The organism is Actinoplanes sp. NPDC026619 (genome assembly GCF_040638295.1).
Classification (GTDB): Bacteria; Actinomycetota; Actinomycetes; order Mycobacteriales; family Micromonosporaceae; genus Actinoplanes.
Genome location: NZ_JBEZYA010000006.1, coordinates 385,914 through 406,035 on the forward strand (window position 1 = coordinate 385,914; position 20,122 = coordinate 406,035).

The 20,122-nt window shown below is 69.2% G+C and carries 22 protein-coding genes and 1 tRNA gene; 9 read left to right on the top strand and 14 right to left on the bottom strand.

Annotation, left to right across the window (positions count from 1 at the left end; all coding sequences use genetic code 11):
- Positions 1-32: 32 nt before the first annotated feature.
- Genes AB0E90_RS16750 through AB0E90_RS16775 form a run of 6 tightly spaced genes read right to left on the bottom strand, consistent with a single transcriptional unit; the run spans position 33 to position 5,609 of the window.
- Positions 33-1,562, bottom strand: a complete 1,530-nt coding sequence (locus AB0E90_RS16750) for a SpoIIE family protein phosphatase (RefSeq protein WP_360405389.1) — start codon at positions 1,560-1,562, stop codon at positions 33-35.
- Positions 1,559-2,881 (bottom strand): ATP-binding protein, encoded by a 1,323-nt coding sequence (locus AB0E90_RS16755; RefSeq protein WP_360405509.1) that lies wholly within the window; start codon positions 2,879-2,881, stop codon positions 1,559-1,561. The genes AB0E90_RS16750 and AB0E90_RS16755 overlap by 4 nt, the downstream gene beginning before the upstream one ends.
- Before the next feature lie 35 nt (positions 2,882-2,916).
- Positions 2,917-3,945 (bottom strand): SpoIIE family protein phosphatase, encoded by a 1,029-nt coding sequence (locus tag AB0E90_RS16760; protein ID WP_360405392.1) that lies wholly within the window; start codon positions 3,943-3,945, stop codon positions 2,917-2,919.
- Positions 3,942-4,346 (bottom strand): ATP-binding protein, encoded by a 405-nt coding sequence (locus AB0E90_RS16765; protein WP_360405394.1) that lies wholly within the window; start codon positions 4,344-4,346, stop codon positions 3,942-3,944. Before AB0E90_RS16765 ends, AB0E90_RS16760 begins: the two co-directional genes overlap by 4 nt.
- A complete protein-coding gene (locus tag AB0E90_RS16770) occupies positions 4,343-4,768 on the bottom strand; it encodes an STAS domain-containing protein (protein WP_360405397.1) in 426 nt (141 codons plus the stop codon). Before AB0E90_RS16770 ends, AB0E90_RS16765 begins: the two co-directional genes overlap by 4 nt.
- A 1-nt stretch (position 4,769) precedes the next feature.
- The gene (locus tag AB0E90_RS16775; RefSeq protein WP_360405400.1) at positions 4,770-5,609 is read right to left on the bottom strand and encodes an STAS domain-containing protein; all 840 of its coding nucleotides are present in this window, start codon (positions 5,607-5,609) and stop codon (positions 4,770-4,772) included.
- A gap of 161 nt (positions 5,610-5,770) precedes the next feature.
- Here AB0E90_RS16775 and AB0E90_RS16780 point away from each other — a divergent pair, with 161 nt between their 5' ends.
- From AB0E90_RS16780 to AB0E90_RS16790, 3 genes are all read left to right on the top strand, one after another.
- Complete coding sequence (locus AB0E90_RS16780; protein WP_360405403.1) at positions 5,771-6,124, top strand: STAS domain-containing protein; 354 nt, start codon at positions 5,771-5,773, stop codon at positions 6,122-6,124.
- 100 nt (positions 6,125-6,224) lie between these two features.
- Positions 6,225-6,677, top strand: a complete 453-nt coding sequence (gene mscL / locus AB0E90_RS16785) for a large conductance mechanosensitive channel protein MscL (protein ID WP_360405512.1) — start codon at positions 6,225-6,227, stop codon at positions 6,675-6,677.
- A gap of 64 nt (positions 6,678-6,741) precedes the next feature.
- A complete protein-coding gene (locus tag AB0E90_RS16790) occupies positions 6,742-6,975 on the top strand; it encodes a hypothetical protein (RefSeq protein WP_360405406.1) in 234 nt (77 codons plus the stop codon).
- Here AB0E90_RS16790 and AB0E90_RS16795 read toward each other — a convergent pair.
- On the bottom strand, positions 6,972-7,742 hold the full coding sequence (locus AB0E90_RS16795) for a zf-HC2 domain-containing protein (RefSeq protein ID WP_360405409.1): 771 nt from the start codon (positions 7,740-7,742) through the stop codon (positions 6,972-6,974). The two genes, AB0E90_RS16790 and AB0E90_RS16795, sit on opposite strands and share 4 nt — an antisense overlap.
- Before the next feature lie 55 nt (positions 7,743-7,797).
- Positions 7,798-8,436, bottom strand: a complete 639-nt coding sequence (locus AB0E90_RS16800) for a CGNR zinc finger domain-containing protein (RefSeq protein WP_360405412.1) — start codon at positions 8,434-8,436, stop codon at positions 7,798-7,800.
- Positions 8,437-8,598: 162 nt separating this feature from the next.
- Here AB0E90_RS16800 and AB0E90_RS16805 point away from each other — a divergent pair, with 162 nt between their 5' ends.
- A complete protein-coding gene (locus tag AB0E90_RS16805) occupies positions 8,599-9,417 on the top strand; it encodes a L,D-transpeptidase family protein (RefSeq protein WP_360405415.1) in 819 nt (272 codons plus the stop codon).
- On the opposite strand, the gene sthA is transcribed toward AB0E90_RS16805, so the two are convergent.
- Together sthA and AB0E90_RS16815 are read right to left on the bottom strand one after the other, a co-directional pair.
- Positions 9,414-10,817 (bottom strand): Si-specific NAD(P)(+) transhydrogenase, encoded by a 1,404-nt coding sequence (gene sthA / locus AB0E90_RS16810; RefSeq protein WP_360405418.1) that lies wholly within the window; start codon positions 10,815-10,817, stop codon positions 9,414-9,416. The two genes, AB0E90_RS16805 and sthA, sit on opposite strands and share 4 nt — an antisense overlap.
- A 64-nt stretch (positions 10,818-10,881) precedes the next feature.
- Positions 10,882-11,289 (bottom strand): hypothetical protein, encoded by a 408-nt coding sequence (locus AB0E90_RS16815; RefSeq protein WP_360405421.1) that lies wholly within the window; start codon positions 11,287-11,289, stop codon positions 10,882-10,884.
- A gap of 133 nt (positions 11,290-11,422) precedes the next feature.
- On the opposite strand from AB0E90_RS16815, the gene AB0E90_RS16820 reads away from it, so the two are divergent.
- Positions 11,423-12,115 carry an MFS transporter gene (locus tag AB0E90_RS16820; RefSeq protein ID WP_360405424.1) on the top strand — a complete coding sequence of 231 codons (693 nt, stop codon included), beginning with the start codon at positions 11,423-11,425 and terminating at the stop codon, positions 12,113-12,115.
- On the opposite strand, the gene AB0E90_RS16825 is transcribed toward AB0E90_RS16820, so the two are convergent.
- Positions 12,103-13,356, bottom strand: a complete 1,254-nt coding sequence (locus AB0E90_RS16825; protein ID WP_360405427.1) for a cellulose-binding domain-containing protein — start codon at positions 13,354-13,356, stop codon at positions 12,103-12,105. The genes AB0E90_RS16820 and AB0E90_RS16825 overlap by 13 nt on opposite strands.
- Before the next feature lie 205 nt (positions 13,357-13,561).
- Between AB0E90_RS16825 and AB0E90_RS16830 the strand changes: the two genes are divergently transcribed.
- The 3 genes from AB0E90_RS16830 to AB0E90_RS16840 all read left to right on the top strand — a co-directional run bounded on the left by AB0E90_RS16830 (position 13,562) and on the right by AB0E90_RS16840 (position 16,732).
- Complete coding sequence (locus AB0E90_RS16830) at positions 13,562-14,239, top strand: MBL fold metallo-hydrolase (RefSeq protein WP_360405430.1); 678 nt, start codon at positions 13,562-13,564, stop codon at positions 14,237-14,239.
- 181 nt (positions 14,240-14,420) lie between these two features.
- The gene (locus AB0E90_RS16835; protein ID WP_360405433.1) at positions 14,421-15,563 is read left to right on the top strand and encodes a glycosyltransferase family 1 protein; all 1,143 of its coding nucleotides are present in this window, start codon (positions 14,421-14,423) and stop codon (positions 15,561-15,563) included.
- Positions 15,560-16,732: a glycosyltransferase gene (locus AB0E90_RS16840; RefSeq protein WP_360405436.1), complete on the top strand. Its 1,173-nt coding sequence runs from the start codon at positions 15,560-15,562 to the stop codon at positions 16,730-16,732. The genes AB0E90_RS16835 and AB0E90_RS16840 overlap by 4 nt, the downstream gene beginning before the upstream one ends.
- On the opposite strand, the gene AB0E90_RS16845 is transcribed toward AB0E90_RS16840, so the two are convergent.
- Complete coding sequence (locus AB0E90_RS16845) at positions 16,652-16,987, bottom strand: STAS domain-containing protein (protein WP_360405439.1); 336 nt, start codon at positions 16,985-16,987, stop codon at positions 16,652-16,654. The genes AB0E90_RS16840 and AB0E90_RS16845 overlap by 81 nt on opposite strands.
- Before the next feature lie 262 nt (positions 16,988-17,249).
- Positions 17,250-17,321, bottom strand: a tRNA-Lys gene (locus AB0E90_RS16850).
- Between the two features lie 201 nt (positions 17,322-17,522).
- On the opposite strand from AB0E90_RS16850, the gene AB0E90_RS16855 reads away from it, so the two are divergent.
- A complete protein-coding gene (locus tag AB0E90_RS16855) occupies positions 17,523-17,900 on the top strand; it encodes a response regulator (RefSeq protein WP_360405442.1) in 378 nt (125 codons plus the stop codon).
- On the opposite strand, the gene AB0E90_RS16860 is transcribed toward AB0E90_RS16855, so the two are convergent.
- A complete protein-coding gene (locus AB0E90_RS16860; RefSeq protein WP_360405445.1) occupies positions 17,880-19,955 on the bottom strand; it encodes an ATP-binding protein in 2,076 nt (691 codons plus the stop codon). The two genes, AB0E90_RS16855 and AB0E90_RS16860, sit on opposite strands and share 21 nt — an antisense overlap.
- Positions 19,956-20,122 lie beyond the last annotated feature (167 nt).

A 20,122-nucleotide genomic window follows, 5' to 3' on the forward strand; every position in this document is an offset into this window, starting at 1 on the left:
GTCAAGAGACCCGCCGCTGGAGGCGGGAAATGTCAGGCGCGGCGCAGAGCGACCACGGCGATGTCGTCCGCCTGTGGTCCGGTGCCGGCCAGTTGCAGCACCAGGCGCTGGCAGAAGTCGTCCAGACTCGGCTCGACCTCGACCGATGCCCTCGACAGCGCCCCCAGGCCGACGTCGATGTCGGCGTCCCGGCGCTCGACCAGGCCGTCGGTGTAGAGCACGAGGGTGCCGCCCGGCGGGATGGTGAACTCCAGGTCGGCCGGGCGGGGCGCGTTGATGCCGAGCAGCGGGCCGCGCGGCTGCAGGAAGGCCACGCCCTCATCCGTACGCAACAGGGGTGGCAGGTGGCCGGCGCTGGCCAGCCGGACCGCGCCCGTCGCCGGGTCGAGGGTGAGCAGGCACAGGGTGGCCGAGTCGGCCGGCAGCACCGTCCGCATGAAGCGGTTGACCAGCTCGATGACCGTGCCCGGCGGATGGCCCTCCACCGCGTAGGCCCGGACCGCGTGCCGCACCTCGGCCATCACCGTGGCCGCGTGCAGCGAGTGACCGGCCACGTCGCCGATCGCCACCAGCAGCCGCCCGTCCAGCATGGTCAGCTCGTAGAAGTCGCCGCCCACCTCGGTCTGTGCCGAAGCCGGCTCGTAACGCACCGCCATCTTCACGCCGGGTACGTCGGGCAGCCGCGACTGCAGCAGGCTGCGCTGCAGCGTCACCGCGATCCGATGCTCCTCGTCGTACGAGCGTTGCGCCTCCACCGCCGCGGCGATCGCCTGGGAGAGCTGCCGCAGCACCGGGAAGCCCGGATTTTGCGTGCTGCCCGCCACCGCCACGTAGACCGGCGGCCGGTCGATGCGCAGCCGGGCCGCGGCCACCGCCACCGATTCGCCCTCGGGCCAGTCGATGAGGTCCCAGTCGGCCGGGTCGTCGGTGCGCACCAGCGAGCCCACCGCCGCGCCCCGCTCGGCCGGCGACCACGGCTGCACCACCGGCGGCGAGCCGACCGCGGCCAGGCTCTCGCCGTCCACCGTGTCGGCGACGACGACCACCGGACCGCCGAAGATGTCGTGCGCGCCGGCCGCGGCCGCCTGGAGCAGCTCGGGCAGCGTGGACGACGAGTTGATCGCCAGGGTGGTCTCGGCCAGCCGCATCATCCGGGCGGCGAGCGACTCGGCGCGCTGGCGGGCCGAGTAGTAGCGCAGCACCGCCTGGCAGGTGGCGATCAGCTCGTCCGGTTCGATCGGCTCCACCAGGTAGGCGTCCGCGCCCCGGTTGAGCCCCTGGGTGCGGTCGACCACGTCCACCGCGTGCGCGGACACGTGGATGACCGGCAGCGCGCCCAGCTGGGGATCGGTCTTGATCTGCTCGCAGACGTCGAAGCCGCTCATGTCCGGCAGTTTCACGTCCAGCACCACGAGGTCGACCCCGGAGCCGGGCAGCATCCGCAGCGCCTCACCGCCGGTCTCCGCCTGCTGGACCGTGAACCCGGCCCGAGTCAGCCAGCTGACCAGCAGGTATCGCTTGGTGGCGCTGTCGTCGACGACGAGCAACGTGGCCGGCGTCATGATCGACTCGCGGGTAGTCGCACGGTGAACGTACTGCCCCGGCCGACCTCGGACTCGACCCGCAGCCCGCCACCGAGGATGCCAACCAGGCGACGTGCGTACGGCAGACCCAGCCCGGTGCCCTTGCCGGTGATCGCGCGACTGCGCGGCACCTGGTAGAACTCCTCGAAGATCCGCTCATGCAGCTCGGGCGGGATGCCGGTCCCGGTGTCGGCCACGGTGAACTCGACGTCGTCGTCTACCGCTCGCGCGGCCAGTCGCACCGATCCCTCGACGGTGAACTTGATCGCATTGGTCAGCAGGTTACGCAGCACCCGAGCGAGCAGCACCTCGTCAGACGGCATCGAGGGCACCGTCGGCTCCTCCACCACGAACTCGACCTCGGGCCGGGTGGCGAGCGGCCGCAGCGTGCCGCGCAGTTGCCCGAACAGCGCCCGCAGATCGACCTCGGCCCATTCCGGCTCGATCCGCCCGGCCTCCGCCTTGGCCAGGTCGAGCAGGTCGTTGACCAGGGTCAGCAGGTCGCCGGCGGACGAACTGATCAGCTCGACCTGGCGGCGCTGCTCGCCGGCCAGCGGTTCCGATGCCGGGTCGTTGAGCAGCCGGGCCAGTCCGATCACCGCCGTCACCGGGGCACGCAGCTCGTGGCTCACGTTCGCCAGGAACCGGCTCTTCGCCTCGCTGGCCATGCGCAGCTGCTCCGATTTCTCGTCCAGCTCGGCATAAAGGGCCACCACCCCGCGGTTGGTCTCCTCCAGCTCCTGGGAGAGCTGGTTGTAGAGAGCCATCACGCCACGGTTGGTCTCCTCCAGCTCGGCATTGAGCCGAGCCAGGTCGTCACGCTGCGCCCGCACTTCGTCCAGGGCCGCGATGAGCTGCTGGTTCTGCACACTCAGCTCATCGAATGGGGTTCCCGGGACATGCTGGGCCAGCCCGGCGCGGATCTCGTCCATGCGTTCCGGGGTCAGCCTCGGCGCACTCGCCGGCAACCGTCGGGCCATCGAAACAACGGTACCTGTTTCACCGTCACCGACCTCCAATGTATCGACCAATCGGCCCACCTGGCCGAGTTGCGGTGTCATTTCGGCGGCACCCCCGGGGAAGGGGTTCAGCACCGTCACACGCAACCTTGGTACCCGATCGAGCTCCGCCTCGAACACCACGTCGGCGGCCTGGCCGGCGGCCACCACCACCCGGGCCACCTCGCTGAGCGCGGTAGCCAGCCGGGTCTGGTCCTGCTGTTCCATGCCGACCGCCCGGGCCACCTCACGGCCCAGCTGGCGCACCACGAAGACGTCCTGCTCGACCCGCATGCGCATGCGCATCAGCGGTTCCGGAACGCGGCCGTCGGCGCTCACGGCAACCTGGCTACCACGACGCCCGCGTCGTCGCGACGGGTTCCCGCGTCCCGCAGCACGGTCGCGGCGATCACCGTGTTCGACCGGAACTGCAGGCCCGGATAGTCGGCCAGGTTCCAGCGATCCACGACGCCGTCGCTGTGCATCAGCACGAACGCGTCCGGGCCGATCGGATAGTCGTACTCGCGGATCTGGCGGCGCTGGTGCCCGGCGATGCCGGGCAGCGAGATCATGCCGCGCCGGCTGCCCGGGGAGATCACCGTACCGGAGATGTTGCCGAGCCCCGCGTACCGCACCAGGCCGGCCTTCGGGTCGAGTTCGGCCACGGCCAGGGCCGCGCCGCGGGTGTGGTTGAGCTTGCGGTGCAGCGCCTCGACGACGGCGGCGGGCGGCACCGGCGGGGCGTCGAAGAACGCGCGGACCGCCTCGTGCGACGCTGCCGCGGCCAGGCCGCCGTGCCCCAGCCCGTCGCACATCAGCACCTGATACCGGCCGTCCGCCTCGCGGACGGCGTAGGCGTCACCGCTGATCGACTCGCCGGCCAACGGGCGGGTAAGCCCCGCCGCCCAGACCGGCGGAGGCGGGTCGGCCGGCCAGACCTGGGCGACGAGCATGGTTCCCTTGCCGGGTACGGAGTGAAGGTCCGACCACGAGGCCTGGCGCACGATCGAGCCGAGCCCGATGCCGAGGGTGCCGGCCGTGGAATGCCCGTCGCCGATTGCCCGCTCCAGATCGGCCATGCCCGGCCCTTGGTCCATCGCGATGATCTCGACACCGGCCTGCAACTCCGTGCGGACCGTCCGGACCAGGAGAATGCCCTGGTCGGCATGCTTGACGAGGTTACTGGCCGCCTCGGCGGTGACGATCGACAGGTCGGCGATGCGATTTCCCGGCAGGCCCAGCTGCTCGGCGAGACGCTCGGCCGCGCGGCGGGCAGCGGAAGCATTCGCGGCGGCCTCCACCCGGAACCAGGCGCCCCCGTCCAGGAGCCCTTCGGGCAGCTGCGCCACCGTGCCTCCGCTCATCGGCACCACTTGGTAATGGTGATAGTGGTGCCTTGGTCGACCTCGGTCACGATGTCGAACTCGTCGACCAGCCGGCGCGCGCCGCTCAACCCTAGCCCCATGCCACCGCCGGTGGTGTAACCGTCGGTGAGGGCCAGGCCGAGATCGGCAATACCCGGGCCCTGGTCCGCGAAAACGATGCGGATGCCCTGACGCCGACCGTTGGCTACCCGAATGACCTCGGCCGATCCGCCACCGCCGTAGACGAGCGTGTTGCGGGCCAACTCGCTGGCCGCGGTGACCAGCTTGGTCTGGTCGACGAGGGAAAGCTTCACCGCCACGGCGACTGTTCGCACGAGCTGGCGGACCCGGACGACGTCCTGATCCGAAATGATCTCGAGACGCTCCCCCGGTTCGGTCACGACACGGGTACCGCGGGCGTTTCGACCTCGTCGTCGTCCTCGTCGTCGTCCTGGTCGCCGTACTCCTCCGCTCGGTGCCGGGCCAGCAGGTCCATGCCGAGCTCGACGTTCAGGGCGGTGCGGATGCCGGGCAACGACAGGCCCAGCTCGACCAAGGTGATCGCCACCGCCGGGCGCATGCCGACCACGACAGTCTCGGCGTCCAGCACCCGGGAGATGGAGGCGATGGTGGCCAGCGTGCGGCCGACGAACGAGTCGACGATGTCCAGCGCGCTGATGTCGATGATCACGCCGTGGCAGCCGGTGGACACGATCCGGTCGGCGAGATCTTCCTGCAGCTGCAGGGCGACCTGGTCCTCCATGTCGATCTGAATGGAGACCAGCAGGATGTCACCGATCTTGAGGACCGGGACCCGCTCCACCTCAGCGCTCCCTGGGCTTGCGGGAACCGCTCTTGTTGAGCACGTAACGAAGCGCGTCGGCCAGCGAGGCCTTCGTCGCGATGTCGCCGAACTCGATGCCCAGCGCCACGATCGTCTGGGCGATCTGCGGGCGGATGCCGGAGATGATGCAGTCCGCGCCCATCAGCCGGGCGGCCACCACGGTCTTGAGGATGTGCTGGGCGACCTGGGTGTCGACGGCCGGCACACCGGTGATGTCGATGATCGCGTACGGCGAGCCGGTGTCGACCAGGGTCTGCAGCAGTCGCTCCATGACCACCTGGGCCCGCGCCGAGTCGAGCGTGCCGACCAGCGGAACCGCGACCACGCCGTCCCACAGCTTCACCACCGGGGTGGACAGCTCGAGCAGCTGCTCGGCCTGGTCGGCGATCAGCTCCTCACGCACCCGCACGTAACTGTCGAAGGTGAACAGCGCGGCAGCGTCGATGAAGGCCGAGAACGCGACGTAATCCCGCAGGGTCTCGGCATTTTCGCCGAGCGACTGGAACAGCGCCTCCTTGAAGGCGAAGACACTGACCGCCGTCTCGGTGGTCGAGAAGCCCTGGCGGGCCCGGTTGCCGGACAGCTCGGTGAGCTGCGCCCGCAGCTCGGCAGCAGACTCGTGAGTCAGGTCGATGGCTCCACCGCCCAGCGCCAGCTGGAAACCCTTGAACAGGTCCGCGGTCTGCCGCTGCAGCTCGGCGCGACTCAGCCGGCCGCGCAGACTCTCGGCCACTCGATCGCTCCACAAGCCGACCAGAGCGTCCTGATTTCCGTCGAGCAGGACGGCGAACCGACTCGCCTCTTCCACACTCAGCGCCACCGCTGCCTCCAGACTTCACTCCACGAACGGGCGGACTCTACCACCGCAAGGTCAGTTGGTTGCTGTGCGTCAAATACTCGGCAAGGTCACAAACGCCGAGCCCCATCCTGCCGATCAGACCACACCTGGAGTACCGTTCTGCCCATACCTGGAGGTCCTGAATGTCCCTGACGGTACAAACCGAACAGCGCGCCGACATGGTCGTCGTGGCGGTCGCCGGTGAGCTCGACATGGCCACCGCGCCGCAGTTGCAGGACCAGATCAGCGACCTGCTCGAAAAGGGTCGCACGCGTCTGGTCTTCGACCTCTCCGAGGTCTCGTTCTGCGACTCCACCGGCCTGTCGGTCTTCGTGCGCGCCAAGAACAGCACCGACGACGCCGGTGGCACCGTCCGGCTGGCCGCGCCACAGCGCGGAGTGCTGCGCATTCTCGAGGTCAGTGGCCTGGTCGAGGTGCTGCGCACCTACCCCACGGTCGACGAGGCCGTGACGGCCCAGGAACCGGCGCTCGACTGACTTCCTCCGACGACCGGTTCGGCGTAGTTTGTCGCCGACCGGTGGTGGGAACCTGCTGCCGGACGGACCCCTCCGGCACGTGGGAGCGCTCGTGAGCAAGATCCTCCAAGGCTTCAAAGACTTCATCATGCGCGGCAACGTTGTCGACCTCGCGGTCGGCATCGTCATCGGCGCCGCGTTCACCGCCGTGGTGACCGCCTTCACCGAAGGTTTCATCAAGCCGCTGATCCAGCTGCTGGGTGGCGGCACCGGCACCGGCGCCGGCAAGTGGAAGGCCGCCGACGGCGTCTATTTCGACTACTCGTCCTTCCTCAACGCGATCATCACCTTCCTGATCACGGCGGCCGTCCTCTACTTCCTGGTGGTCATGCCGCTGAACTACCTCGCCGAGCGCCGCCGCCGCGGCGAGGAGCCGCCGCCGAAGGCCCCGGCCGAGGACATCGTCCTGCTCACCCAGATCCGGGACCTGCTGGCCCAGAACTCCACCACCGCCCAGGCCCGCGGCAGCGCGATCGACGAGCTCCGCCGCCGTGACCAGGAGCCACCGCGCTGACACGCAGCGAAAAAGATCATTCAGCCCGGGTACGGTTCGAACAAATGTTCGATACAGTGCCCGGATGGAGCAGCGTAAGCACTGGTGGAACGGCAAGTGGGGGCGCATCGCGCGCAAGGATGTCTACCTGCGAGTGAGCGGCGACCAGTGGTATGTGGAGCAGCGCGCGGGCGGCGCCGACGGGGTCTCGCACTTCTTCGAGTACGCCGACGAGGAAGCCGCCCTGGACACCGTCCGCGCGTTGCTCACCGGCCCGGACGATTGGCGCGAGCTCTCCGTCCGGCCCCCCGCCCGCTAAGCAGCCCGCTGCTCGTCGTGCTCCGCGGTCATCGGCCCGCGGGGCACCAGCCGCAGCCCGGGCCGCATCACCGGCGCCACCTCGTCCTCGAACTTGGCTCGCCACCCCGACCAGCCGCTGTCGACACGAGCGCCGGGCGGTGCCGCAAACCCGCCCGGGATCCGGGTCAGCGCCACCACCAGCAGATAACCGAGGATGACGAACCCGTGGCTGATCAGCCGCGCGGAGTCGACCCGGTCACCGGTGAGGTCGTTGACGGAGAGCAGAAGCAGCATCCCGACGAACGCGGTGAGCATCGGCACGAGGCCGGAGGGCCGGGTGCGCCGTAGCGCGATGAAGAGATAGCCGGCCCCGACCGCCACGTTCCAGGCGGCCGACTCGTGCCAGAGATGCCCCGACGTGGCGCCGGCGCCGATGTGGTCGTGCACGCCCGCGACCCCGCCGCCGATCTGGTCGAGCCCGAGGATGAGCTGCACCGCCCCGACCGCCGCCAGCGCGACGTAGAGCCCGGTGGCCAGCGCGGGCCGCTGCCATCGCTTCCGCGGCTCGGCGACCGCCGGCGGCAGGGCGGCGAGAATGGCCGCGCTGAGGTCGGGGGCGACCCCCACTCCCGTGCGGGTCAGCCGATTGACGGTGGCCGCGCGGTCCAGCCACTCCTGGCACCCGGCACACCCCGCTAGGTGCTCATCGACCAGCGGCCGCACGGCCGGGTCGTCCTCGCCGTCCAGCTGCGCAGACAGCATCTCGCGCCACCGCTCACAAGCCATATCCCCATAGTCGCGCGGCCGCGCCCGGAAGTTCCCACCGCCACCGCGTGTCCGGTCAGCGGAAGTTGGGCGGGCCGCCCACGACCGGTGGCCGGGACTGGCCGCCGCTGCCGCCCATCAGCCGCTTGCGCTCCCGGAAAGCCCGCAGGTTGGCGGTATTTCCGCAGGTGGAGACGTCGTGCCAGACACCGCTGTTGTTACGGGAGGTGTCGAAGAAGGCGGCCCGGCAGTCGCCGTTGTGGCACAGCTTCAGGCGCGGCCACAAGCCGGCCTGCTGGGCCAGCAGTGCCTCGGCCCACAGCGCCGACGCCAGCCAGCGGGTGCCGCGGCCGGTCGGGACCATGCGCACCCAGCCATCCGCGTCCGGCACCAGGCTGACCGGCACGTCGGCCGGCGGCAGCGCGCCGTCCAGGCCCTCGTTGCCGGCAGCCAGGATCACGTTTTCGAACGTCGTGCGGAGCCGGCGCAGCGACCGCAGATCACTCGACGAGATGAGCAGCGTGGGGGCGGGCAGGCCGGACACCCGGGACCAGGTGGCGATCGCCTCGCTGAGCCAGCGCTGGGCGTCATCCGCCATCACCAGCAGGTCAGAGCCGTAGTGCATCGTCGCGCGGGTGTTCAGCAGCTCCTGCACGAGCGCGAGCCCGGCGGGGGCCTCACGTACGCCGTGCCGGGCGCTGGCCATCCATGACATAAGCGAAGGGTACTTGACTCTTTTTCATGACGCCGCCCACCACTCGTTCGATCCATGCACGTGATCGTCCCCACACGTGTCACAGGTGCGATGCGAATGAGCCGTCCGCTGGTCATTGTGAATGGTTTTCGGCAATGATCCTGTTAGGGACGGGAGGAATGCATGATGCGCAAGGCTCTGACGCTGACGGTCGCGCTCGCGGCGACGCTGGCGCTCGCCACCGGCTGCGATTCCGGCGATTCCGGCGATAACCGGGCGGAAGCCCCGACCGTGGAGCCGTCGCAGGCACCCAGCGTGGAGTCGCCCAGTGCGGAGTCACCCAGCGCGGCGCCCAGCGCGCCGGCCGAAACCCCGACCCCCACCCCCACGCCGGCCAAGAAGCTCAAGATCGGTAACAAGGGCGCCGACGTGCTGGCCGTGCAGAAGCGGCTCGTCGAGCTCGGCTACTGGATCGCCAAGGCGGACGGCAACTTCGGCAACACCACCCAGCAGGCGGTGTTCGCGCTGCAGAAAGCGGCCGGCATCGGCCGCGACGGCACGGTCGGCCCCAAGACGCAGAAGGCGCTCGACGACGGCATCCGCCCGACCGCGAAGTCGGCGGCGGGCAGCGGCTACCTGGTCGAGATCAACCTGAAGAAGCAGCTGCTCATGCTGGTCAAGGACGGCCAGGTGGTGACCACGCTGAACACTTCGACCGGGTCGAACGAAAACTATGTCTACGAGGGTGAGACCTACCTCGCCGACACCCCGACCGGCCACTTCAAGGTCGGCCGGCAGATCGACGGCACCCGCCACGGACCGCTCGGCGACCTGTGGCGCCCGAAGTACTTCAACGGCGGCATCGCCGTGCACGGCTCGCCGAGCATCCCGCCCTACGCCGCCTCACACGGCTGCGCCCGGCTGTCGAACGCCGCAATGAACTGGATCTGGGCGACCGACAAGATCCCGCTGAAGACGAAGGTCTGGGTCTACCGGTCCTAGCCGTCGATCCGGGTGATATTGCGGATCTTGTTGGAGGCGTCGAGGGCGGCCACCTTGTAGGCCTCCGACAGGGTCGGGTAATTGAAGACCGCGTCGATCAGGTAATCGATCGTGCCGCCGCAGCCCATCACCGCCTGGCCGATGTGCACGATCTCGGTGGCGGCGGTGCCGAAGACGTGCACGCCGAGCAGCTTGCCGTCCTCCGGGGCGACCAGCAGCTTGAGCATGCCGTAGGAGTCGCCGACGATCTGACCGCGGGCCAGCTCCCGGTAACGCGCGATGCCCACCTCGAACGGCGTCGCCGAGTCGGTCAGCTCGTCCTCGGTCTTACCGACGAAGCTGATCTCGGGGATCGTGTAGATGCCGATCGGCTGCAGCGAGCCGATCGCGCGGACCGGTTCGCCGCAGGCGTGGTGCGCGGCCAGGCGGCCCTGCTCCATCGAGGTGGAGGCGAGCGCCGGGAAGCCGATCACGTCGCCGACGGCGTAGATGTTCTCCACCGCGGTGCGGTAGTTGAGGTCGACCTCGATCCGGCCACGCCGGTCGGCGGCGAGCCCGGCCGCCTCGAGGTTGAGGTCGTCGGTCTGCCCCTGGCGCCCGGCGGAATACATCACGGTGTCGGCGACGATCTTCTTGCCGCTTTTGAGGATGCAGAGCGCCGCGGTCGAGTGCCTCTCGACCGCGGCCACCTCCTCGCCGAAGCGGAACGTCACGCTCAGGTCGCGCAGGTGGTATTTCAGCGACTCGATGATCTCGTCGTCACAGAAGTCGAGCATCTGATCGCGGCGCTCGACCACGGTGACCTTGGTGCCGAGGGCGGCGAACATCGAGGCATATTCCATGCCGATGACGCCGGCGCCGACCACGACCATGCTGCGCGGCACGGCTTCCAGGTTGATCACGCCGTCGGAGTCGACGATCGTCCGGTCGTCGAAGTCCACACTGTCCGGCCGGGCCGGTCGCGTACCCGCCGCGATGATGACCTTGTCGGCCGTCACCTTGGTTTCCCGGCCGTCGCCGCCGTTGACCCACAGCGAGTGCGCGTCGGCGAAGCGGGCCGTGCCGGTCAGCATCACGATGTGGTTGCGGGCGAGCTGGTTGCGGATGACGTCGGTCTGCCGGGCGATCACGTGCTGGGTGCGAGCCGCGAGGTCGCTCACCGTGATGTCGTCCTTAACCCGGTAGCTCGAACCGTAGAGATCGCGCTGGCTCAGGCCGGTCAGATAGAGAACGGCCTCGCGCAGGGTCTTCGACGGAACGGTGCCGGTGTTGATGCAGACGCCGCCGATCATGTCGCGGCGGTCCACTATGCCGACGCGGCGGCCCAGCTTCGACGCGGCGATCGCGGCCTTCTGCCCACTCGGCCCGGAACCCAGGACCAACAGGTCGTAGTCATACACATCGCTAAGAGTCGCAGTGCGGGCGCGGCCGGTCTACCGGCCTGATCGGCTTTTTTCACGCTGTTCACACACCGGCCGCAACCGGCTGCCGCCGCGCCGGCGGCCAGGACGTTCCGTAGAGCTCCGCGCAGAGCACCACGCTCAGCCATGGCACCCACGGACCGCTCAGCACCAGCGGCACGTCCCGGCCGCGCACGTCCAGCGCCACCGACCACTCACCCGGCAACGGCTGGACGGCGGTGAACTGCCAGAGCGGGAACTCCTCACCGACGATCAGCCGCTGGTTGGTGATCACCGCGATGCGCCGCTCCCGCCGGTCGACCGTGACCGGGAACCAGCCGTACTGCTTCTCCGCCGGTCGCAGCGCGATCGTCGGCGCGACCGCATGGGGCCGCCCGCCGCGCTGCACATAACCGGCCAGCATGTTGCGGGCCCGGAAGCCCGCACTCATCTGATCGGTGCCGTACTCCATCACGCCTCTTCTCCGATCTGGACAGACCGCCCCCGTTGCGGCCCACGCCCCCGATCCTGACGCGTCGACTCGGCCCTGACCAGCGAATACCCACCCCTGGGGGTGCGTTCTGACCGATCCGGCTACCCCCTGCGTGAACCATTCCAAGCAATTGCTTGACGTCCATCCAAGACCGGGCGCGACGGCTGCGGCTCCGCACGTCTTGCGCGACTGGCTTGCGGGTACGCGATCAGCCGTCTCCACCCGCACGCTACGGACGCTCCTGATCTTCACGTTGTGCACCGGCGTCGACGAAGCGATCATGATGACGTTGATGGCGCCCTTTGTCCGCGACGTGCTGCACGGCGGCGCCCAGATCTACGGCACGATCATGGCGGTGCAGGCGGTCGGCGGGCTGGCCGGCGGTGCGCTCGCCACCCTGCTCGGCCACCGGATCCCGCCGCGACTGCTGCTGGGCGGCGGCGCGGCCGTCTTCGGCTCACTCGACCTGGTGCTGTTCCTCTATCCGCTGATCACCACGGCGATCTGGCCGGCCTTCGTGATCATGGTGCTGGTCGGGCTGCCGGGCGCGCTGACCGTCGCCGGCGTGGCCACGGTCTTCCAGACGGCCACCGCGGACAGCCACCGCGGCCGGGTCTTCGGCGCGATCACCGCGCTGCACGCGGCCGCCATGCTGGTCGGCCTCGCGCTGGCCGGCACCCTGGCGGGCCGGGTCGGCATCGTCCCGGTGATCGCGGTGCAGGGCGCCGGCTACCTCGTGGCCGGTCTGCTGGTGCTGGCCGCGCTGCCCCGTGCAACGCGGCCCGCGCCGGTCTACCTGCCGTAACGGCTCTTCAGGTGCCGCCACCAGTCGCGCAGCATCCACTTGTCGAAGTCGGTGATGCTGGTGGCACTGCCGGCCTTCATGATGAAGCCCTGGCCGGGGGTCGGGTCCCAGTCGTAGAAGTCGTCCAGGCCGTAGGTGTGGCCCATCTCGTGCAACAGGATGTGGATGTTGTCGGTGGTCAGGTTGCTCATGTAGTACTCGGAGCCGATCCGCTGACCCCAGTCGCCACCGGCGCCCCCGCTGAACCCGGCGGTGAGCCAGAGCGAGTGGTCGTAGTGGTGCGACGCCCCACCCGGGCAGCCGGAGTAGTTGCCGTCCTGGTGGAAGAAGCGCCCGCACGGTGTCCCGCACTGCGGCGCGTCCTCGTTGATGTCGTTGACGTAGATGTCGACCGACGTGTCCGTCCACTCGAGCTGAGCGCGATCACGCACCGCCCAGCCGACAACCTTCACCGGCACCTGCTTGTACGGCCAGTTGTTCCAGCCCGACCCGTTGTCGAGCATCGCGTCCATCCACTTCTGGTACTGCCGCTGCAGGGCGGCCGCGACCGCATCGCGCTGCGCGGCGGTCACGTGCGCGGTCGAGTCCCACCGCACGCAGTAGTTGATCGCCCCACCCCCGGCGAACAGCTGGTCCCAGCCGTAGTTCTTGAACCCGTACAGGTCGCTGTAGGTCGACTCCTCGTGCGACCAGACCGCGGCGAGCGGCTGCACCAGGCTCGACGGCGGACTCCACGGATCACCGGTGGGCGTGGTCGTCGGGCTCGTGGTCGGCGGGGCGGTGGTCGGAGCGGTCGTCGGAGCGGTCGTCGGAGCGGTGGTAGGCGCCGTTGTGGCCGCCGCCCCAGTGCAGGCCAGGCCGTTGAACGTGAACCCGGTCGGCGCCGGATTGGAGCCGGTGAACGTGCCGGTGAAGCCGACGTTCACCGAGGCGCCGGTGGCCACCGAGCCGTTCCAGCCCGCGTTGGTCGCGGTGACCGCGCTGCCGGACTGGGTCCAGGTGGCATTCCAGCCCTGCGTGACCTTCTGGGTGGAGGTGGGGAAGCTGAAGCCCAGCGACCAGGAAGAGACCGGGTCGCCGAGGTTGGTCACGGTGACCGACCCCTGGAACCCGCCGGGCCACGAGCTGGGGACGGCGTAGTCGGCGCGGCAGCCGGCGGCCGCGTAGGCGGGTTTCAGCGCGCCTACCACCGCGAACGCGAGCACCAGGCAGGACAGAGCCCAGACGACGCGACGTCTCATCGATTTCCTCGATTCTCAAGGGATGAGAGCGGCGGGCCGAAGCCGGGGAGACGCCGCTCATGGGGGATCGGCAGACGGGGTGAACTCCGCCTGCAAAAGGGCCCTCGAGCTGCGTGACACCGTTCCGCGGTCAGGCTATGCCGCCTGAAAATAGACGTCAATCAATCAAGAGACGAAGGGCCGCGAACCAGGCAGAATGTACGTCGTGCGAGAGATCGTCGACGGCGTGTTCGAGCTCGGCCTGGGTTTTGTCAACGTGCACCTGGTGGTGACCGACGACGGTGTCGTGCTGGTCGACACCGGTCTGCCCCGGCGCTCCAAGCAGATCGAGCGCGGCCTGCTCGAGATCCGCAAGCAGATCGGCGACGTCCGCACGGTGCTGCTCACCCACCACCACTTCGACCACATCGGCAACGTCGCCGACCTGCGGCAACGCTCCGGCGCCCGGGTGATCGCGCACGCGGCCGACGCCCCCGTGATCTCCGGCGCGATCCGCCCGGAGCCGAAGGGCATGCTCCCCCGGCTGATCAGCCGCGTCATGACGGCCGAGCCCACGAAGATCGACCAGGTGATCACGGCCGACGAGTCCGAGCCGATCCCGGGCTTCACCGCCGTGCACACGCCCGGCCACACCCGCGGCCACGTCTCGTACCTTCTCGATCGGGCCGACGGCGTGCTCTTCGCCGGCGACACGGCCACCGGCAAGGACGGCGCGGTGATCAGCGGACCCAAACGCGCCGCGGACGACCCGGCCGAGCAGGACCGCAGCGTGGCCAAGCTGGCCACGCACAACTTCGAGCACGCGGTCTTCGGCCACGGCACCGCGGTGTCCGGCAAGGCGGTCGACCGCTTCCGGGAGTTCGCGTCGGGTTTGCCGCAGTAACGCGAGAGTCGCGCCGCGGCCGTTCGCGCCGCGGGGGCCGCGCGGTCGGGCCGGGTTCGGCCATCGTGCGGTCGGTGACCCGGGCCGCGTACCCCATCGGCTCCTAGACGTCGGGTTTTGTTGGGTAACCGGCTACGACTAGTGCGGTGTGCCGGACATCGGCGCAGATCATCGTGACTGCATGCGAGTCGCTCTGGTTACGGAGTCTTTCCTGCCGGATGTCAACGGAGTCGCCAACTCGGTGGTCCGGACGGCCGAACATCTGCTGCGCCGCGGGCACCAGCCGATGGTGATCGCCCCGCAGCCGCCGCCGGCCGTGCGGGATGTGCGGGTCGACGTGCCGTACCCGGTGGTGCGGATCGCGTCACTGCCGATGCCCGGCTATCCGCAGATCCGGCTGGGCCTGCCCACGCCGACGATGACCGGCGCCATGCGCGCGCACGGCACCGACGTGGTGCATCTGGCCAGCCCGTTCGTGCTGGGCGCGTGGGGAATGGCGGCGGCGCGGTCGCTGAAGCTGCCGACGATCGCGGTGTACCAGACCGATGTGGCCGCTTACGCTCGCGCCTACAAGGTCGGAATGACCGAGGGGGCGGCGTGGCGATGGATCCGGACGGTGCACAATGCGGCATCCCGGACGCTGGTGCCGTCGAGCGAGTCCGGCCTGGCACTGACCGCGCACGGGGTGGAACGCATCCACCTGTGGCGCCGCGGCGTCGACGACGTGCAGTTTCATCCCGGGCGGCGCAGCGTCGGCATGCGCCGGGTGCTGTCGCCGAACGGCGAGATCGTGGTCGGCTTCGTCGGCCGGCTGGCCGTGGAGAAGCAGATCGACCTGCTCGCCGACGTCAGCCGCCTGCCCGGCGTGCGGCTGGTCATCGTGGGTGACGGGCCGGCCGGGCCGGCGCTGCGCAAGGCACTCCCGAAGGCGAAGTTCCTCGGCGTCCGGCGCGGCCTTCAGTTGGCGCGTATCTACGCGAGCGTCGACATCTTCGCCCACACCGGGCCGTACGAGACGTTCGGCCAGGCGGTGCAGGAGGCGATGGCGAGCGGCCTGCCGGTGGTGGCACCGCATGCGGGTGGTCCGGTCGACCTCGTGCAGCATGGTCGGACCGGGTTCCTGGTTCCGCCGTTCACGCCGGACGGCTTCACCGCCGCCGTGCTCGACCTGGCCGGCGACCCGGCGAAGCGGGCCGCCTTCGGCGAAGCGGGCCGCCAGGCGATCGAGGGACGGAGCTGGTCGGCAGTGGGTGACGAGTTGATCGGGCACTACGACCACGTGTGCGCGACCGGCATGTTCGAGCGCCGGGCGGTCGCCGCGTGAGGATCGTGCGGGTGGCCAACTACGTCGCGCCCCGATCGGGCGGCCTGAAGACCGCGCTGCGCAATCTCGGCGCCGGCTACCAGGCGGCCGGGTACGAGTCCGTGCTGGTCATTCCGGGTGAGAAGGCTTCCGACTCGGCCACCGAACAGGGCCGGGTGATCACGCTGCCCGGCGCCTACCTGCCCGGCCTCGGCGGCTATCGCGTACTGCTGGACCGCCGCCGCCTGGCTGCGACGCTCCGCTCACTGCGCCCCGACCGGCTGGAGATCTCCGACCGCACCACACTGCGCTGGCTGGGCCGATGGGCGCAACGGCACGACGTCCCATCGATGATGGTGTCGCACGAGAGCCTCGACGGCCTGCTGCGCCTGTTCGGCCCGGCCTCCGGTCGCCGCGTCGCCGACCTGCTCAACGGCCGCACCGCCGCCGACCACGACAAGATCGTCTGCACGACCCGGTGGGCCGCCCGCGAGTTCGAACGCATCGGCAAGCCGGTCGACCTGGTCCCGCTCGGCGTCGACCTGGAACGCTTCACCCCCGCCCGGCACGATCCGGCGATGCGGGCCCGCTGGGCCGCCCCCGACGACGTGCTGCTGCTGCACTGCGGCCGGCTGTCGCCGGAGAAGAAACCCCGCCGCTCACTTGCGGCCCTGGAGGGCTTGCGCCATTTGGGTGTACGCGCGGTGCTCGTCGTCGCCGGAGCCGGACCGCTCCGCAACGCACTGCAGGAGGAGGCCGCCACCCGTGGCCTGCCGGTGCGCTTCCTCGGCCACCTCAGCGACCCGCTCGAAGTGGCCGCCCTGCAGGCCTCCGCGGACGTGGCGATCGCGCCCGGCCCGATCGAGACGTTCGGCCTGTCCGCACTGGAGACCCTCGCCAGCGGAACTCCGGTCGTGGTGAGCTCGGAGAGCGCGCTGCCGGAGGTGATCGGCACAGCCGGCCTGGCCGCCGACGACGCCGGCTATGTCTCGGCCATCGTGGACATCCTGTCCCGCCCGATGGAGGCACGCCGGCGAGCGGCCCGCGCCCAGGCGGAGAAGTTTCCCTGGTCGGCGTCGGTGACCGGCTTCCTGGCCGCCCACGGAGTCTCAGGCGTTGATCGTGTCCGGCCGGCGGAGGCGCTGGGCCGGGACACCGGCCGCACGCAGCTCGGTGGCAATCTCGGCTAAGGCGTTCGGCAGGAAGACGACCACGCGATGGTCGTCGGCCAGGTCGCAGAGCGCGGCCAGGGTGCCCAGGTTGATCGGGTCGATCGCGGCCACCTCGGCCAGGTCGACGACCAGCCGCAGCGGCCGCAGCTTACGAACCGCATGCACCAGCGTCTGACGGAACTGCACGGCGCATTCCGCGTCCAGCGCACCCTGTGGCGTGACCACAAGACTCCCGTCGACGTCACTCCGAACGTCAACCAAGAAGTTCGGCATCTGTCAGCCTTCCGTAGCCCCCACATTCACCGAGCGGCAGAGCCTATGCGGGGGCGACGGTATTCGTCGATCGGTCATGCACCACGCGAGGAAAGACTCAGACCACTCCAGTCGCACTTCCAGTCGCGCTTCCGGCCCCCCGGCACCGAACCGAGCAGAAGGCGCCGCACCGCGGGGCATCCGGGGGCTCGGGCCCCCGGAGCAGAGATGACAAGTGGTGCTGGTCCGCGCTCTCCGCGAACACATTGCACCCAACCACTTGTGGGCCGCCGGGGACTCGAACCCCGAACCTAAGGATTAAAAGTCCTCAGCTCTGCCATTGAGCTAGCGGCCCGCGATCATAGAGTACCTGTGCACGGTCCCGATCTCGCTCCGGTATCCGGGGGACGGCGTTTCACCAGTTCACCCCGGCGGCGGGCCACACATCGCCGCGGTAACGGCCGTCTGGACAAACGAGTACGACACGAGGACCTACATCATGTGGGAGTGACGTTTTGCCGGAATAATGTCGGCGTAACTACGTTGCGGGAGCGGCATGACAATCTTGGTACTGGCGGAAGACGACGGCGATATTCGCATGATCGCCGCACGAATCCTCAGCCGAGCCGGCTACACGGTCATCGAGGCTGCCGACGGAGCCGAGGCCCTGCAGGCGGTGCGCGAGCATGGGCCGGCTGCTGTAGTCAGCGATATCGACATGCCAGTGATGTCCGGCGTCGAGCTGTGCCGGGCAATCCGTTCGGATCCGGCCACGATGGATCTCCCGGTGATCTTCGTCAGCGGCAGTCTGACACCGGGCGACGAGCGGCCGGCGGCGGCGCAGGCTACGGCCATTCTCTCCAAACCGTTCGCGCCGAAGGAACTCGTCGCGACCGTCGAACGCGTGCTGCATTCAGCGGGCTACGACGGGTAACCGCACCGTGACCCGAGTGCCACCTTTTTCGGTAGAAGCCAGTTGGATGCTGCCGCGGTGCCCTTCAACGATGGCCCGGCTGATGGCGAGGCCCAGCCCGTGACCGGGGATGCGATGCTCTCGCGTACGCCCCGAACGGCGGAACCGAGTGAAGATCCCCTCCTGTTCGTCTGCCGGAATCCCGATGCCGGTGTCGGTAACGGTCAGCTCGACGATGGTCGCGGCCGGGCGGGTCAGGACGACAGCGATGTCGCCGTCGTCCGGGGTGTGTCTCACGGCGTTGTCGATCAATTCATCGACCATTTGTCGCAGTCGAGACGCGTCACCGTGGGCCGAGCCGTCAGCGCGGACATCGACAGTCAGGTTGGTCGCGGTGAAGGTTTTCGCCGCCTGCGCCGCCTGTACGCCCGCGGTCACGATTTCGGCCATGTCGACCGGCTGGTGAATCATCTTCGCGTGCCCTCCGTCGAGAGCAGCGAGGTCGAGGAGCTGATCGAAAATGTGCCGAAGAGTGTCGCTGTTGCGGCTGAGAACATCAATCAGGTCGGGTAAGTCGTCGACTATCGTGGCTGGGTCCGCATCGCGGATCATGCCGACGTAGGCTGCGATCGAAGTCAACGGCGTGCGCAGCTCATGATCGACCAACGCGAGGTATTCGTCTCTGCTTCGAGCCAGCGCCAGGGTGAGTTCTTCGGCCCGGCGTCGCTCCAGGAACTCGGCGATACGGGCGCCAAGCCCGCTGAGTAGTTCCACCACCCGCGTCGCCGGTCCGTCCGGCATGTCGGCGGCGAAAGACAGGACGGCCAGGACCCGCCGACCGGAAATGGCGGGCACCGCCAAGTTGATCTCCGGCCGCACCGAGGTCTCCGGGCCACCGATGTCGCCGGTCCACACCGGCTTTCCGGTCCGCCAGGCAGCGCCGGTGAGCACGTCGTGCCCGGCCTGCGCCAGATCGGCGACCGGTGCACTCCCAGGACATCGGGCCACCAGCAAAAGCGCGTCGGCATCCGGGTCGACCTGCCATAGTTCGCCGTTCGGCCAGCCGAAGCCGGCACTGATCGAGGCGAGAACCGAAGCACCCATGTCGTAGAGGCCATCACCTCGGCCGAGCGCCTCCAGCACGGTCCGCTCCACGTCCTGGAACCGTGCCGCACGCCGCTCCTCGGTGACGTCCCGGATGGTGACCACGGCGCCCAGCCGCCGCCCGTCGGCACCGGTGATCGGCTGTGCATCGGCGCTCACTGTACGAGGGTGCCCGCCGGGGCGCGTCACCGTGAGGTCGATGTCCCGCAGGTACTCGCCGCGCAAGGCCCGGAGCAACGGCAATCGTTCGCCCGGCAACGGTTGGCCCTGAGCGTCGGTCACGTTGCTGTACTGAGTCCAATCCTGGATCGGCGCGCCGATTGAGATGGTTCCGGACAACCGATGGATGACCTCATTGACGAAGACCAACCGACCGCGCTCGTCGCATGCCGCAACGCCGGTCCGCAGACCCTGCAACAGTGCGTCGAGGAAGCGCCGCTGGGTATCGGCATGGGCTCGTGCCTGCCATTCGGCGACAAAGGCGGTACACGCCTGTGCGCCTTCATCGACCGCGGCCAGCTCCTCGGGCGACCAAGTCCTGGTCTGAAAATCCAAGACGGTGCAGACACCGACAATGTGCTGCTGTGGATCACGGATCGGAAACCCGGCATACCCGCGTACGCCGAGCTCGCGGGCGGGCGCATACGGCGGCACCCGTGGATCGTCAGCGATGTCCGCGACGATGATCGGATGCTCGTGACCGATGACCAAGCCGGCCATGGTCGAAGTAATCGGCGTACGCCCGATCTGCGCCCACTCGGCGGGCACCCCCACCGCGCCGAACAGCCTGAGCATCTCACCGTCGTCGGTCAGCTGAATCATTGCGGTCGGAACCCGGGCTGCGCGAGCGATCACCGCCGCAAAGTTGCTTGCCGCCCGATCCGGCAGTCCGCCGGCACAAAGCCGCACCATCGGAACATCGTCTTCGATGTCGCCCTGCTGTCCGCTCGCTTCACGCGCCGAGGCGTCCATGGCATCAAGCCAACCACCAAGGCACGAGCAAAGTCCGGAAATGCAGAAGGCCCACCCCGACCGGGGTGGGCCTTCTGTCACGTTGAGTCCGGCGGCGTCCTACTCTCCCACACCCTCCCGAGTGCAGTACCATCGGCGCTGGAGGGCTTAGCTTCCGGGTTCGGAAT